The organism is Streptomyces sp. NPDC085460 (assembly GCF_044541975.1).
Taxonomy (GTDB): Bacteria; Actinomycetota; Actinomycetes; order Streptomycetales; family Streptomycetaceae; genus Streptomyces.
This window is the reverse complement of sequence record NZ_JBITTO010000004.1, coordinates 80,250-94,788: the sequence shown is the minus strand read 5'-3', so window position 1 is coordinate 94,788 and position 14,539 is coordinate 80,250. Positions and strand designations below refer to the sequence as shown.

At 74.4% G+C, this 14,539-nt stretch carries 16 protein-coding genes; 10 read left to right on the top strand and 6 right to left on the bottom strand.

Going from position 1 to position 14,539, the window contains the following annotated elements; all coding sequences use genetic code 11:
• Positions 1-17: 17 nt before the first annotated feature.
• The 4 genes from ACIGHB_RS11540 to msrB all read left to right on the top strand — a co-directional run bounded on the left by ACIGHB_RS11540 (position 18) and on the right by msrB (position 3,573).
• Positions 18-797, top strand: coding sequence for a pyrimidine reductase family protein (locus ACIGHB_RS11540; RefSeq protein WP_360309300.1), 780 nt, complete (start codon positions 18-20; stop codon positions 795-797).
• A gap of 106 nt (positions 798-903) precedes the next feature.
• On the top strand, positions 904-1,374 hold the full coding sequence (locus tag ACIGHB_RS11535) for an indole-3-glycerol phosphate synthase (protein ID WP_360309298.1): 471 nt from the start codon (positions 904-906) through the stop codon (positions 1,372-1,374).
• A 378-nt stretch (positions 1,375-1,752) separates the two neighbouring features.
• Positions 1,753-3,150, top strand: coding sequence for a UDP-N-acetylmuramate--L-alanine ligase (gene murC, locus ACIGHB_RS11530; protein ID WP_360309296.1), 1,398 nt, complete (start codon positions 1,753-1,755; stop codon positions 3,148-3,150).
• Between the two features lie 15 nt (positions 3,151-3,165).
• Positions 3,166-3,573 carry a peptide-methionine (R)-S-oxide reductase MsrB gene (gene msrB, locus ACIGHB_RS11525; protein WP_360309294.1) on the top strand — a complete coding sequence of 136 codons (408 nt, stop codon included), beginning with the start codon at positions 3,166-3,168 and terminating at the stop codon, positions 3,571-3,573.
• 76 nt (positions 3,574-3,649) lie between these two features.
• On the opposite strand, the gene ACIGHB_RS11520 is transcribed toward msrB, so the two are convergent.
• Positions 3,650-4,777 carry a hypothetical protein gene (locus tag ACIGHB_RS11520; protein ID WP_399911800.1) on the bottom strand — a complete coding sequence of 376 codons (1,128 nt, stop codon included), beginning with the start codon at positions 4,775-4,777 and terminating at the stop codon, positions 3,650-3,652.
• A gap of 159 nt (positions 4,778-4,936) precedes the next feature.
• On the opposite strand from ACIGHB_RS11520, the gene ACIGHB_RS11515 reads away from it, so the two are divergent.
• Positions 4,937-5,410: a hypothetical protein gene (locus ACIGHB_RS11515; RefSeq protein ID WP_360309290.1), complete on the top strand. Its 474-nt coding sequence runs from the start codon at positions 4,937-4,939 to the stop codon at positions 5,408-5,410.
• Here the strand turns inward: ACIGHB_RS11515 and ACIGHB_RS11510 are convergent.
• The 3 genes from ACIGHB_RS11510 to ACIGHB_RS11500 form a co-directional block, all read right to left on the bottom strand.
• Entirely contained in the window at positions 5,407-6,192 is a 786-nt protein-coding gene (locus tag ACIGHB_RS11510) for an SDR family NAD(P)-dependent oxidoreductase (RefSeq protein WP_399911796.1), read from the bottom strand. The genes ACIGHB_RS11515 and ACIGHB_RS11510 overlap by 4 nt on opposite strands.
• 68 nt (positions 6,193-6,260) lie before the next feature.
• Positions 6,261-6,500 (bottom strand): DUF397 domain-containing protein, encoded by a 240-nt coding sequence (locus ACIGHB_RS11505; protein WP_399911794.1) that lies wholly within the window; start codon positions 6,498-6,500, stop codon positions 6,261-6,263.
• Positions 6,497-7,330 carry a Scr1 family TA system antitoxin-like transcriptional regulator gene (locus ACIGHB_RS11500; protein WP_399911791.1) on the bottom strand — a complete coding sequence of 278 codons (834 nt, stop codon included), beginning with the start codon at positions 7,328-7,330 and terminating at the stop codon, positions 6,497-6,499. Before ACIGHB_RS11500 ends, ACIGHB_RS11505 begins: the two co-directional genes overlap by 4 nt.
• 148 nt (positions 7,331-7,478) lie before the next feature.
• Between ACIGHB_RS11500 and ACIGHB_RS11495 the strand changes: the two genes are divergently transcribed.
• Positions 7,479-7,916 carry an ATP-binding protein gene (locus ACIGHB_RS11495; RefSeq protein WP_399911788.1) on the top strand — a complete coding sequence of 146 codons (438 nt, stop codon included), beginning with the start codon at positions 7,479-7,481 and terminating at the stop codon, positions 7,914-7,916.
• 25 nt (positions 7,917-7,941) lie between these two features.
• Here the strand turns inward: ACIGHB_RS11495 and fusA are convergent, their stop codons facing one another.
• Positions 7,942-9,975 (bottom strand): elongation factor G, encoded by a 2,034-nt coding sequence (fusA, locus tag ACIGHB_RS11490; protein WP_399911785.1) that lies wholly within the window; start codon positions 9,973-9,975, stop codon positions 7,942-7,944.
• A gap of 441 nt (positions 9,976-10,416) precedes the next feature.
• Complete coding sequence (locus tag ACIGHB_RS11485; protein ID WP_360309278.1) at positions 10,417-10,839, bottom strand: VOC family protein; 423 nt, start codon at positions 10,837-10,839, stop codon at positions 10,417-10,419.
• Positions 10,840-10,993: 154 nt separating this feature from the next.
• Here ACIGHB_RS11485 and ACIGHB_RS11480 point away from each other — a divergent pair, with 154 nt between their 5' ends.
• The 4 genes from ACIGHB_RS11480 to ACIGHB_RS11465 all read left to right on the top strand — a co-directional run bounded on the left by ACIGHB_RS11480 (position 10,994) and on the right by ACIGHB_RS11465 (position 14,474).
• Positions 10,994-11,638 carry a nucleoside/nucleotide kinase family protein gene (locus tag ACIGHB_RS11480; protein ID WP_399911782.1) on the top strand — a complete coding sequence of 215 codons (645 nt, stop codon included), beginning with the start codon at positions 10,994-10,996 and terminating at the stop codon, positions 11,636-11,638.
• 78 nt (positions 11,639-11,716) lie between these two features.
• Entirely contained in the window at positions 11,717-12,787 is a 1,071-nt protein-coding gene (locus ACIGHB_RS11475) for a hypothetical protein (protein WP_399911779.1), read from the top strand.
• A 99-nt stretch (positions 12,788-12,886) separates the two neighbouring features.
• Positions 12,887-13,423: a tetratricopeptide repeat protein gene (locus ACIGHB_RS11470; RefSeq protein ID WP_360309273.1), complete on the top strand. Its 537-nt coding sequence runs from the start codon at positions 12,887-12,889 to the stop codon at positions 13,421-13,423.
• Positions 13,424-13,514: 91 nt separating this feature from the next.
• A complete protein-coding gene (locus tag ACIGHB_RS11465; protein ID WP_399911776.1) occupies positions 13,515-14,474 on the top strand; it encodes a hypothetical protein in 960 nt (319 codons plus the stop codon).
• Positions 14,475-14,539 lie beyond the last annotated feature (65 nt).

The following is a 14,539-nucleotide window of genomic DNA, read 5'->3' as shown; positions in this document are numbered from 1 at the left end:
CATGTCAGACTGCGAGAATGCGACGCCTGTTTCCTGTGACGGACATGACAGCCCTGAACCCCCAGGTCAGCGATGCCGACCGGGAGTGGTCCCTGGACGAGCTGGCCGACGCCTACGCCTACCCGGAGGGCGGGGAGCGCTGGCTGCGGGCCAACATGGTCTCCTCGCTCGACGGCGCCGGGCAGCACGAGGGCCGCTCCCAGCCGCTCTCCTCCGACACCGACATGCGGATCTTCGGCACCCTCCGGGGCCTCGCCGACGTCGTCGTGGTCGGTGCGGAAACGGTCCGCCTGGAGGGGTACCGGCCCGCCCGCGCCCGCGAGGTCTTCGCCGCCCGCCGCGCCGCCGCGGGTCAGGGCCCGGCGCCCGCGATCGCGGTCGTCACCGCCTCCCTCGACCTGGACCTCGCCCTCCCGCTCTTCACCTCCCCGCTGGTCCCGACCCTGATCGTCACCGGCGCGGGCGCCCCGGCCGACCGGATCGCCGCCGCGCGGGACGCCGGCGTCGAGGTGCTGCTCGCCGGGGACGGGGCCGCCGTGGACCCGGCCCGCGCGGTCGCCCTCCTCGCCGAGCGCGGGCTGCGCCGCCAGCTCACCGAGGGCGGCCCCCGGCTCCTGGGCCAGTTCGCCGCCGCCGGGGTGCTCGACGAGCTGTGCCTGACGGTCTCCCCGACGATGACGGCCGGTGACGCCCAGCGCATCGCCCACGGCCCCTCGCTCGTTCACCCGACACGCTTTGGACTGGCATCTCTGCTGGAGCAGGACGGCTTCCTCTTCAGCCGCTACCGTCGGATCTGACAATCGGCGGAATTTGTCGTTCCGCTTAGCGTCGGCTGGGCACAATCACAGTCGCAGTCCCCGTGGGGACACGGGGAAGGATGGTTTCCGCAGAAGGGCTCCTGAGGTGTTCACAAGCGTTCTGATGATCGAGAAGCCCCTGACGTCCGTGGACGTGGAATTCGTCACCACCCTGCACGGCGACGAGGGCGTGTCCTTCATCGTGCTGATGCAGCCGCGAGGTGACCAGGCCGATCTGTTGCTGCGCGCCATCGACGACGTGGCCATGGGCGAACTCAAGGAGGCGACCCGCGAGGGCGACGAACCGGAGGGCAAGGAAGCCCGAGAACCGGCCGAGCTGGCCCTGGAGCACTCGCTCCGGGCCCTGAGAGGGGCCGGCTGCGAAGCGGTCGGACAGGTGGTCGAGGACCACCCCCTCGACAAGATGAAGGCGGTCGTCGAGGAGTCGCGGGCGGACGAGGTGATCGTCCTCACCGCCCCGCACTACGTGGAGGAGTTCTTCCACCGCGACTGGGCCTCCCGCGCCCGCCACAAGGTCGGCGTCCCCGTCCTGAAGCTCTTCGCGCACAGCGAGTAGCGGCGGGCGGCGAGCGGCCGGCGAGCGGCCGGCGAGCGGCCGGGGCACGAGCGAATCCGTGCCCCGGCCGCGCGCCCGCCGCGCCCCGGCCACGCGCCTGCCGCGCGCCCGCCGCGTCCCCGGCCACGCGCCCTCCCGTCCCCGGTCGCGTCCCCGGCCGCGTTCCCGGCGCCCGCGCTTCCGCCGCGCCCTTGGCCGCGTCCCCTTCGCGTCCCCGCCGCGCCCCCGGCCGCGTCCCCGCCGCGCCCCCGCCGTGCTCCCGGCGCCCGCGCTCCCGCCGCGTCCCCGCCGCCGCGTCCCCGCCGCCTTCCCGGGCCGCCCCGCCGCAGCCACTACGCTGGGGTGGTCACGACCACGTACACCCGGGGAGAGAACCGCATGGCACCCGCCATCCCTGCCGCCATGGAACGGCCGCACTTCATCGGCATCGGCGGTGCCGGAATGTCGGGCATCGCGAAGATCCTCGCCCAGCGCGGCGCCAAGGTCGCCGGCAGCGACGCCAAGGACTCCCCGACCGCCGAGGCGCTCCGCGCCCACGGCGTCACCGTGCACATCGGCCACGCCGCCGACCACCTCGCCGACGACGCCTCCGCCGTCGTCGTCTCCAGCGCCATCCGCGCCGACAACCCCGAGCTGGCCCGCGCCGCCGAGCTCGGCATCCCCGTCGTGCACCGCTCCGACGCGCTCGCCTCCCTCATGGACGGGCTGAACGCGATCGCCGTCGCCGGCACCCACGGCAAGACCACCACCACCTCGATGCTGGCCGTCGCCCTCACCGAGCTCGGCGCCGACCCCTCGTACGCGATCGGCGGCGACCTCTCGGGCCCCGGCACCAACGCCCGGCACGGCGCCGGTGACGTCTTCGTCGCCGAGGCCGACGAAAGCGACCGCAGCTTCCAGAAGTACGACCCCCAGGTCGCGATCGTCCTCAATGTCGAGCTCGACCACCACGCGAACTACGCCTCCATGGACGAGATCTACGAGTCCTTCGAGAAGTTCGCCGCGAAGATCCGCCCCGGCGGCACCCTCGTCGTCGGCGAGCACTCCGGCGCCCGCGAGCTGGCCCGCCGCGTCGCCGCCACCGGCCGCGACGACCTCGGCATCGTCACCGTCGGCGAGGGCGACGACTCCGACGCCCGGATCCTCAAGATCGTCCCGAACGGGATGAAGAGCGAGGTCACCGTCGCCCTCGACGGCACCGAGCACACCTTCACCGTCTCCGTCCCCGGCCGCCACTACGCCCACAACGCCGCCGCCGCCCTCGCCGCCGGCGCCCGCGCGGGCCTCGACCCGGCCGCCCTCGCCCAGGCCCTCACCGCCTACACCGGCGTCGGCCGCCGCCTCCAGCTCAAGGGCGAGGCCGCCGGCGTCCAGGTCATCGACTCGTACGCGCACCACCCCACCGAGATGACCGCCGACCTGGAGGCCATGCGCGGCGCCGCCGGAGGCTCCCGCCTGCTCGTCGTCTTCCAGCCGCACCTCTTCTCCCGCACCCAGGAGCTGGGCAAGGAGATGGGCGACGCCCTCGCCCTCGCGGACGCCTCCGTCGTCCTCGACATCTACCCGGCCCGCGAGGACCCGATCCCCGGCATCACCAGCGAGCTGATCCTCGACGCGGCCCGCGCCGCCGGCGCCGACGTGACCGCCGTCCACGACAAGACGACCGTCCCCGAGGTGATCGCGGGAATGGCCCGCCCCGGAGACTTCGTTCTGACCATGGGCGCGGGCGACGTCACGGACCTCGGTCCGGCGATCCTCGCCCGCCTGTCGAACTGAGGGAGTGGACGGACGATGGCGTACGAGGTCGAGAAGTCGGACGCGGAGTGGCAGGCGCAGCTGACCCCGTCGGAGTACCAAGTGCTCCGGCTGGCCGGCACGGAGCCCGCCTTCCGCGGTGAGTACACGGACACCAAGACGCAGGGCGTGTACTCCTGCCGCGCCTGCGGGGCCGAGCTCTTCACGTCGAACGAGAAGTTCGAGTCGCACTGCGGCTGGCCCTCCTTCTACGACCCGAAGGAGAGCGAGGCCGTCGAGCTGGTCGCGGACACCTCCCACGGCATGATCCGCACCGAGGTCCGCTGTGCCCGCTGCGGCTCGCACCTGGGCCACGTCTTCGAGGGCGAGGGCTACCCGACCCCCACGGACCAGCGCTACTGCATCAACTCGATCTCGCTCCGGCTGGAGCCGGAGGAGGGCTGACCGCGGCGGCGCGCGCCACGGAGCGACGGTGCCGGCCGGGGCCCCCGAGGGCGGCCGCGGCCGGCACCGTCGTACGTCAGCGGCGGATGCCGGTGTACGCCGACGGCGAGATGCCGTCCACCGCGCCCTCCGCGCCGCCCACGGTCCAGACCCGGCCGGCCGCGTCGGTCGCGGCGCCGTACAGGTACCCGGCGCCGGGCGGCTCCTCGGTGCGGGTGAGGATGCCCCGCGGGTCGTACGTCAGGACGTAGCTCCCGCTCGGGTTGACGGCCGGGTTCTGGGTCTCGCCCACGATCACGGGGCGCCCGGCGCCGTCGAAGGCGATGTCGAAGAGCTGGCCGGTCTCGGCCGGGGTGCGGACCGTGCGCCAGGTACGCCCGTCGTAGCGCACGATCACGGGGCGCCGCCACAGGTTCTCGTCCCGGATGTGGCCGACGGCCCAGATGTCCTTCGACGTCCTGATCTCGATGCCGTCGTACATGGCTCCGTCGAGCGCGGGCGGCAGGGTCTGCCTGGTCCACGCGGTGCCGTCGAAGCGGGAGACGCCGTCGCCGATCGCGAGGACCGTGCCGCCGGGGCCGGCCTCCAGCTGGGAGACCCAGTTCAGCCCGGTGTCCGCCGGCAGCCGGGTCCAGCCGCCGCTGCCGTCCGCCTTCCCGCGGAACAGGACCGGCTTCCACTCGCCGGCCGGGTCCTGGTAGGCGCCGTGCGCCCAGACCGAGCCGCGCGCGTCCACGTCGACGGCGGAGAGCGACGAGTGGACCGCCCCCTCCGGGAGGGGCAGGGAGACCTCGCGCCACGCCGTGCCGTTCCAGTGCTGGAGCAGCGCGCGCTGCGGCCCCCAGTCGGTGTCGCTCACGACGTCGTGGGCGGAGCCGACGGCCCACACCTGGTCGGGGGCGCCGACGGCGAGGTCGTCGAGGCGGCCGTTCTCGGCGGGCTGCGGCGGCGCCTGCCAGCCCGTGCCCGTCCAGCGCATCGCGACCCGCGCGAAGGGCTGGGTGGTCTCGTCGTTGTGCAGTCCGACGGCCCAGGTGGCGCCGCCCGCCGTCTCGACGTCGAACAGGATGCTGCCCTCGGTGCCGGACGGGCTGATGTTCCGCCAGTCGCGGCTCTCGGCGGAGGCGGGTGCGGCGGCCAGGGCGACGACCGCCGTTAAGCCCAGGGCGAGGGCCGTCGTGGCCCGGGGGAGGGTGAGAAGCATGAAGGGCGTCCTCGGATCGGAGTGGAAGAGCGGGAGAGGCGACGCGCGCGCTCTCGTACCTCCGATGCGCCGGGCCACCGGAAATGTTTCACCACCCTCGCGCCCGGCCCCCGGAAATCGGTGGGCGGCGGCCTTCGTACGGGCCTACTGTCGCCCGTGATGGAGATGACCTTCCGGAAACTGCCGGACAACCAGCACGAGATCCTGGTCCGGGCCCGCAAGGGCCCCGACATCCGACTGCCCGCCCAGCCCGTCGGCCCGACGATGCCGCACGACCTCGTCCACGCCGTCGTGGAGACCGCCCTCGGCATCGACGACGGCTTCTGGGGCGCGACCGCGCGCGGCGCCACCTTCGAGGGCTTCGACATGGTCACCCCGGGCCGCCACCGCCGCTCGGGGATGAAAGTGCTGCGCCGGGGCGGCGACGCCGTGCTCGCCGCCGAGCTCTCCGTGAACTGGGCCTACCGCGTGTGGCGCGGCCTCCCCACGGAGGGCCGGGGCGTCGGCCGGGCGCTCCTGGACGAGGCGGCTCTGGCCCGGACCGGACCGCGCCTCGACGCGGCCGCCGCCCGCTGGGCCGCCGTCCCCGAGGGCGGGGAGCTCGTCTGGCGCTGGGGCGTCGACGGCACCTAGTGGACGGAGAAGCCGCCGTCCACGAAGAGGGAGTGCCCCGTGACGTACGCGGACGCGGTGCTCGCCAGAAAGACGGCGGCACCGGCGAAGTCCTCGGCGAGCCCGTTGCGGCCGACCATCGTCCGCTCGGCGAGCGCGGCGACCTTCTCCGGGTCGGAGGAGAGCCGCTGGTTCAGCGGGGTCATCACGAAGCCCGGGACCAGGGTGTTGGCGGTGACGCCGTACGAGGACCACGCCTCGGCCTGCGACCGGGCCAGCGACTCCAGGCCGCCCTTGGACACCCCGTACGCCCCGCTCTGCACGAACGCCCGGTGCGCCTGCTGGGAGGTGACGTGGATGAACCGCCCGAAGCCACGCTCGGCCATCCCCGGCCCGAACCGCCGCCCGAGCAGGAACGGCGCCTCCAGGTTCACCGTCATCGTCGTGTCCCAGACGTCCTCGCCCAGGTCCCCGAAGGGCGGACGCAGGTTGATCCCGGCGGAGTTGACCACGATGTCCGGCTCGCCGAACACCTCCGCCGCCGCCTCCGCGCCCGCCTTGATGCCCACCCGGCTGCTCAGGTCGGCGCTCACCCAGCCCGCGCGGCAACCGTCGGCCGTCAGCTCGTCCACGGTCGCGACCAGCTCCGCCTCCTTCCGTGCCAGCACGACCACGCTCGCGCCGGCACGGGCGAGCGCGCCCGCGATCGCCTTGCCGATGCCGGAACTCCCGCCCGTGACGAGGGCGGTGCGGCCGGAGAGGGAGAAGAGACCGGAGAGGTACGCGGCGGGATCGGTGTGCATGACACGCATCCTGGCACACGCCGACGCCCGGTGCCGGGGGCTTCGGCACCGGGCGTCGCGATCGTCGTTCAGGCCAGCTGGGCGACGAACTCCGTCCAGGCGGCGGGGGCCACGGTGAAGTGCGGGCCCTCCGGGACCTTGGAGTCGCGGACGTGGACGGTGGAGGGGCAGGTGGCGACCTCGACGCAGTTGTCGCCACTGCCGCCGCTGTAGCTGGACTTGCGCCAGGAGAGGGCGACTTCCACGCAGTTGCCGCCGTCGCCGGTGCTGTAGCTGGACTTGAACCAGGCCAGTTCAGTGGTGCTCATAGTGCTCCTCGGATCTCCCGCAACAGGCCCACGGTCGCCTCTACGGACAGAGCCTGTGCTCGCATCCTGGCATACCGCTGCTGGAGGATGCTGACCACTTTGGAGTCGGAGATGAGCTGGCCAGTCTCCTGGCCCTCGCAGTACGCGTACCACGTGTTCTCCCGTGTCTCCAGGAGACACAAGGGGCCGTCGAGGCCCGAGTGATGCCCGCGCGACTGCGGCATGACCTGGATGTCGATGTTGCGGCTTTCGCAGAGTCGAAGGATGTGGTCGATCTGCTCGCGCATTACTTCTGGGCCGCCCATCTGTCGACGCAGTACGTGCTCCTCAACGATGAAGCTGAAGATCGTCTCGGGGCGCTCAGAGAGGATGCCGGCCCGTTCCATGCGGGCGACCAGATTCGACTCGATCTTGTCGTCTCCCATTGCTGGAATCTGCTTCTCGAACAGGGTCCGTGCGTACGCCGGGGTCTGGAACAACCCCGGCACCAGCCGGTTCTCGAACGTGTACAACGTCACCGCCTGCGGCTCAAGCTCCGCCCATTCCTCGAACCACTTCGCCAGCCCCGCCTTCCGCGTCAGGTGCTTCGCCGCCGCCCTGATCACCCCGAACGCGTCCAGTACCTCCTCCGCCTTCTCCACGAACCCCTTCGACGGCAGGCGTCGCCCCTGTTCGATGGAGGCGACCATCGGGAGCGAGTAGCCCACCAGCGGGGCGAACTGTTCCTGCGTCAGGCCCGCCCGTTTGCGGAAGACCTTGACCACTTCCCCGAAAGCCTTCAGGCTCTCCGACGTCTCCGGTTCGCTCCCCTTGGGAACCTCGTCCGTCACCCCGCCACCTCCGCACCCGTGTGCTCGCGCTGAACGCCTCCAGGTTCACGGATAGTCACCGGTACCGTCCAGAGCGTGAACCCGTACGCTGCGCAGCGTACGAGTTTCTGAGCTGGTAACACCCCCTGGTCGGCGCCACATTGGCCCCATGACCTCCCTGCCGACCCGTCACAGGCCCGTCACCGTACGTATGTTCGCGCAGCGTTTCAGCTCCACCCCGCGAGGCGCCCGTCTCGCGCGGCGGCTGGCGCTGCACCAGCTCCACCAGTGGGGTGTGGCGTACGACTCCGAACTGGCCGACGCCGCCGGACTGATCGTCGCCGAGCTCGCCGCGAACGCCGTGACGCACGGGCGGGTGCCCGGGCGCGACTGCGAGCTGGGGCTCCTGTACGCGCCGGGGCTGCATCTGCGGATCGACGTCTCCGACACGCGGGGCGAGAGCCGTCCCGCCCGCGCCGCGCGGGGGCCGCTGGACGAGGGCGGGCGGGGGCTGCTGCTCGTCGGGGCGCTGGCCTCGCGCTGGTCGGTGCTCGACCGCGTACCGGTGGGCAAGACGGTGCGGGCCGAGCTGGACCTCCAGGGGTGAGGTCCGGCCCGGCCCGACGCCCGGCTCAGCCGCGCGGCGGCTCGTAGCCGGCCGGGCGGGTGGTGAAGGCGCCCCGGCCCTGGGTGCGGCCGCGCAGGCGGGTCGCGTAGCCGAAGAGTCCGGCCAGCGGCACCGTCGCCGTCACCACCGACGTACCGCCCCGGACCGCCGAGTCGGTGACCCGGCCCCGGCGGGCCGCGAGGTCGCCGAGGACGGCGCCGACGGACTCGGAGGGGACGGTGACGGTCACCTCGGCGACCGGTTCGAGCAGCGTCATGACGCTCGCCCGGAGCGCTTCGCGCAGCGCGAAGCGGCCGGCCGCGCGGAACGCCATCTCCGACGAGTCCTTCGGATGGGTGGCCCCGTCCGTCAGGGTGACCTTGACGCCCGTCACCGGGTGCCCGCCGAGGGGGCCCTCGGCGAGCGCGTCCCGGCAGCCGGCCTCGACCGCGCGGACGTACTCCTGCGGCACGCGACCGCCGGTGACGACGGACGCGAACGCGAACTCGCCCTCCCCGCCGTCCCCGCCCTCTCCGCCCGCCCCGCCCTTCACGGGTTCGACGTCGAGGACGACGTGGGCGAACTGGCCCGCGCCGCCGTCCTGTTTGACGTGCCGGTACAGCAGGCCCGTCACGCCCTTCACCACCGTCTCGCGGTACGCGACCCGGGGCCGCCCGACCGTGACCTCCAGGCCCCGGTCGCGCCGCAGCCGCTCCACCGCGACCTCCAGATGCAGCTCGCCGAGGCCCGAGAGGAGGGTCTGGCCCGTCTCCGGGTCGGTCCGCACCACCAGCGACGGGTCCTCCTCGGCGAGCCGGGCGAGGGCCGTCGACAGGCGGTCCGTGTCGGTGGACCGGCGCGCCTCGACGGCGACCGAGACCACCGGGGCGGCGGGCACCGGCGGTTCGAGGACGACCGGCGTGTGCGGGGCGCACAGGGTCGCGCCGGCGCGGACGGTCTTCGGCCCGACGACGGCGACGATCTCCCCGGCGAGCGCGAGCGGCACGTCCACCGTCCGGTCCGCCTGCACCCGCAGGACGCGGGAGATCCGCTCCGTCCGCCCGGTGGCCGTGTCGAGGACGCCGGTCCCGGGCGCGAGCGTGCCCGCGTAGACGCGGACGTAGGTCAGGCGGCCGGTGGAGGCCGCGTTGACCTTGAACGCCAGCGCGACGAGCGGCGCGTACGGGTCCGCCGGGCGCTCGCCGCCGCCGACCGGGGGCCGGTCGACGGGGGCGGGCAGGTAGGCGACGATCGCGTCGAGGAGCGGTTCCACACCCCGGTCGCGGTACGCCGAACCGCACAGCACGACCACGGCGGCGCCCTCCAGGGTGAGCTCGCGCAGGGCCCGCGCGAGCGTGCCGTCGGAGAGCGCGTCCGTCGCGCAGAACTCCTCCAGGGAGCCGGGATGCAGCTCCGCCACCGCCTCCTCCAGGGCGCGCCTGCGGCGTACCGCCTCCTCGCGGAGCCGGGCCGGCACGTCGGTCTCGGTCCGGCCGTCGCCGTCCCACACGTACGCCCGCATGCGGACCAGGTCCACGACGCCCCGGAAGCCGTCCTCCCGCCCGACGGGCAGCTGGACGGGGAGCGGGACGACGCCGAGCCGCGTACGGAGGGAGGCGACGGCCGTGTCGAGGTCGGCGCCCGCCCGGTCCATCTTGTTCACGAAGGCGATCCGGGGGACGCCGTGCCGGTCGGCCTGCCGCCACACCGTCTCGCTCTGCGGCTCGACGCCCGCGACGGCGTCGAAGACGGCCACGGCGCCGTCGAGGACGCGCAGCGCGCGCTCGACCTCGTCGGAGAAGTCGACGTGGCCGGGCGTGTCGATGAGGGTGATCCGGTGGTCGGCCCAGGCGCAGGTGACGGCGGCGGAGGAGATCGTGATGCCGCGCTCCCGCTCCTGCGGGTCGAAGTCGGTGACGGTGGTGCCGTCGTGGACCTCGCCCTGCTTGTGGACGGCGCCGGTCAGGAAGAGGATCCGCTCGGTGACGGTGGTCTTGCCCGCGTCGACGTGGGCGAGGATGCCGAGGTTGCGGACGCGGGGGTTCGGGGAGACGCGCACGGTGGTGCCTTTCGCTGCTGCGTGGGAGAAGACGGGCAGCGCGATTCCCGGACGCGGGAAGGCGTCAGCGGGCCTGCGATGACGGGCGCGCAGCCGTCACCGGCAGGCGGGAGAGGCGAGGATCACGTCGAACCGGCGGATACGGGGGAAGGCGGCGACGGCGGCGTACTGGTGACGCACGGTCGGCTCCCCTCGGTTCGGTCGGACAACTCGCGGCGGCACACCGCTCGGTGCGGGCCGTGACGCGAGTGTAGGGAGGAGCGGCGGGCGGGTGACAGCGGTTTTTCCGGGGCGGAGGGTGTGGCTGTTTCTCGCCGGTGCGGGGGCGGGTGGGGCTGTTCCCCGCCCGTGCGGGGGCGGGTGGGGCGCCTCCGTGTGCTCGACGGGAGCGGAGCGGCGCCCCCGACGCCCGCACGCGGGACGCCCGGGGCGCCGACCGGGTCAGCTGCCGGCAGCCGCGTCCGCCGGCTGGAGGAGGTCCCAGCGGTTGCCGTACAGGTCCTCGAAGACGGCGACGGAGCCGTACTCCTCGTGCCGGGGCTCCTCCAGGAACTTCACCCCGGCCTCCGTCATCCGCGCGTGGTCGCGGGCGAAGTCGTCGGTGTGGAGGAAGAAGCCGACCCGGCCGCCGGTCTGGTTGCCGACGGCCGCCTGCTCCTCCTCGTTCTTGGCGCGGGCGAGCAGCAGGCCCGCGTTCCCGATCCCGCCGACGCCGCCGGCGCCGGGCGGCCGGACGACGACCCAGCGGGTGCCGTTGCCGCGGTCGGTGTCCTCGACGAGGTCGAAGCCGAGGGCGTCGGTGTAGAAGGCGAGGGCCTCGTCGTAATCACGGACGACGAGCGTGACGAGTGCGATGGACGGCATCACCCCAACGTAATGCCCGAACCGTCCCGGCCCCACCCGCGTAGACCCGCGTCGGCCCCCGCCCCGACCCTCGACCCGCCCGGCCCCGGCGAGGGTCGGTATGAGGGTCGGGGGAGGGGCGGGCCCTGAGGGGCGGGCGGCGCGCGGTGGCAGAATGCGGCGCATGGAAGCACAGGGGCTCGACGGTCTCGACGGGCTCGCCGAGCGCGCGCGGGGGCTCGCCGGGACCGGCACGCGCCGGGTGCTGGGGCTCGCCGGGCCGCCCGGGGCGGGGAAGTCGACGCTCGCGGCGCGGCTCGTGGAGCGGCTCGACGGGCTCGCCGTCCTCGTCCCGATGGACGGGTTCCACCTGGCGGGGGCCGAGCTGGAGCGGCTCGGACGGGCCGGCCGCAAGGGCGCCCCCGACACCTTCGACGCCGCCGGCTACGCCGCCCTGCTCGCCCGCCTCCGCGCCCCGGAACCCGGCACCGTCGTCTACGCGCCCGCCTTCGACCGGGCCCTGGAGGAGCCCGTCGCCGGCTCGATCCCCGTGGCGCCGGAGACCCCGCTCGTCGTCACCGAGGGCAACTACCTCCTCCACGAAGAGGGCGGCTGGGCGGCCGTCCGGCCGCTCCTCGACGAGGTCTGGTACCTCGACCTGCCCGACGCCCTCCGCGTCCCCCGGCTCGTCGCCCGGCACGTCCGCTTCGGCAGGAGCGGGCCCGAGGCCGAGGCGTGGGTGGCCCGCTCCGACGAGGCCAACGCCCGCCTGATCGCGCGGGGCCGCCGCCGGGCCGACCTCGTGGTGCCGATGGACTGACACAGGACGGTGACATGGGCCCCTGTCGTCCGGCCCCGCCCGTCCGTCACCATGGTCCTGAACACGACAGGGGGATGGATGACGGAGATCCTTTACGCCGAGAGGTCGCGGAACCCGCTGGCCAGGACGGTCGGGCTGAGCGAGGAAGGCATCCGCAGGGGCGGCCGGGTCACACCGCCGGCCGAGCTGAACCTGGCCGCGATGGCGGAGGCGTACCTGCGCGGGCAGTGGCTCGGCGGCGGCGGTTCCGAGCGCCCGGTGGCCTGGCTGGACGAGGGTCCCGGAGTGGTGCCGGTCATCCGCGCCTCCGGCACCAGCACACCGCTGAAGGTGCGCAGGTCAGCCGAGTTCGCGGACGCGCTCGGCCGGCTCGCGGTCCGGCTGAACGGCGGGCCCGAGCGGGTCGCGGAGCTGGGGCGGCTCGCCGCCGCCGAGGGCGTGCCGCTGTGGATGGCCCGGCGGGTCGCGCCGGGACCCGCCGGAGACGTCACCGTCGCCGTCGACCGGCGGCTCGTCCGGGTGGACGTCTGGGGGCCGCACGCCCCCGCCGTACGGATCCGGGCGCCGTACGGCTTCCACGCCGACGAACCCGACCCGTCCCGGGGACTCGCCCTCACCGTCGGCGACACCCCCGCCGTGCTCCGGCTCGACCACCGCAAGCTGCGCAAGTCGAAGAGCACGGTGGAGGCGCACGTCGGAGGACAGCGCTGGGTGCTGCGGCGGGAGAGCGCGACCAGCTCCCGGCTGCTCCGCGACGACCAGCGGGTCGCCCTGCTCGAACGGCCCCCGCGCCGCCGGGCCGACCCCCACCTGACGGCGCTGCTGCTGCCGCTCGGCCCGGTCGGACTGGAGACCCTCGACCCGCTGGACGCGGTCATGGCGCACGCCTTCGCCACCGCGTTCGGCCTCGGCGACACGACGGGACTCGCGCGCTTCCCGAACCAGTGGCGCCCGAGGGAGGGGTACGAGCCCGCCGCCCTGGACAGCGACTGGAACCGCCCCTGGTTCACCAACATCGGTCTGCGCGGCGACGACAACGAATCCGGCGGCGGCGACGGCTGGGGCTCCGACGGCGGCGACGCCGGCGACTCCGGCGGCGGTGGCGGGGACGGTGGCGGCGGCGGGGACGGCGGCGGAGGCGGCGACTGAGGCGGCGGCCGGGGCGGCGATCGAGGCGGCGACCGACCCGGGAGCTTCGGCCTCGCGCGCGCCCGCCGTCGCCCCCGGCCGTCTGAGTAGGGTGGCGCCATGAACGACGAGCGCGCAGGGGACGGCGGGTGGGAGGAGCGGGTCGCCGCCCTCTGGGAGACGATCGACGCGTACGGGCCCGAGGACTTCCGGGCCCGGATCGCGGAGCTCGCCGCCGAGCGGGGCGACGACGACGCGCCCGCCCTCTTCGAGCTGGGCGCCGCCCACGACTCCACCGGGCTGCCCGTCGAGGCCGTCACGTACTACCGGCGGGCGCTGGACCTCGGACTCACCGGGCTGCGCCGGCGGCGGGCCGTCATCCAGCTGGCGAGCAGCCTGCGCAACCTCGGCCGCCCCGACCGCAGCGTGGAACTCCTCACCGCCGAGCGGGACCTGCCCGACGCGCGGCTCGACGACGACGAGCGCGCCCTCGCCCCCGCCGTCGACGCCTTCCTCGCCCTCGCGCTCGCCGACACCGGCCGCGACCGGGAGGCCGCCTCGCTCGCCCTCGGCGCCCTCGCCCCGCTGCTGCCCCGCTACAACCGCTCCCTCGCCCACTACGCCCGCGCCCTGCTCACCGCCCCCGACGGCTCCTGACCGCGCCCTCGGCCCGACTTCGCCGGGCGGCCGGTGCGCGCACCACCCCACTCGCTAGGCTGAACGCAACGGCGACGGAAGGCGGGCTGGCGTGGGGTGGCTGCGCAGGGGACCCAAGCGGGACGGCGAGGACGCGCCGAGGGATCCGGAGTTCGCCTACTTCTCCGAGCGCGAGGCCGCGTTCTTCCGGGCCACCGTCCGCGAGGCGTTCGCCGAACTCGGGCTGGAGGTCACCGTCTACGCGGGCTCCGTCCAGGACGACAAGCGGCGCCGCTTCGGCCTCGGCAACCTCGCCGCCGTCTGCCACCGGGACCGGCGCGGGCCCCGCGTCTGGCCGGACCTGATCCGCCGTCACGTCACGCTCGTGGTGCGCACCCTGGACGGCCCCTCGGCCCTCGACACGCTGCCGCCCGAGCAGATCAGGGCCCAGCTCTACCCCCGGGTCGTCAACGGCGAGGGCATCGACCCCGGCGCCTTCGGCTACGCCCGGACGCTCGCCCCCGGCCTGTACGAGGTGCTGGCGCTCGACCTGCCGGAGAGCGTCATGATGCTCACCGACGACGCCCTGGACCGGCTCGGCGACCCCGCGCAGCTGCGGGACCGCGCCCTGAAGAACCTGCGCGGGCTGCCCGTCGAGGAGCACGAGACCGTCCGGGACGCCGACGGCATGACCTTCGAGGTCGTCATCGGCGACTCCTTCTACACCGCCAGCCGCGTCCTCGACCTCGACGCCCTCGCCCGGCGGGTCACCGGGCTGCCGCTCGGCGAGCACGGCGCCCTGGTCGCCGTGCCCTTCCGGCACCAGATCGCCTTCCACCCCATCCGGGACACCACGATCATCCCGGCGCTCGGCGCGATGGCCTCCTTCGCCGCCTCCGAGTACGAGGACACCCCGGGCGCCATCAGCCCGTACGTCTTCTGGTGGCGGGGCGGCACCCTCACCCAGCTCAGCGAGCACGACGAGGAGGGCGGCGAGCTGCGGATCGTCGTCGGCGACGACTTCCAGGACCTGCTCGAACGCCTGATCGCCCAGGGGCCGGGGCCGCGCTGACGGGCCCGCACGCGGCTCCCCGGCGCGGTCGCGGCGCCGCGCGTCGCCGGGCAGGATGCTGGGGG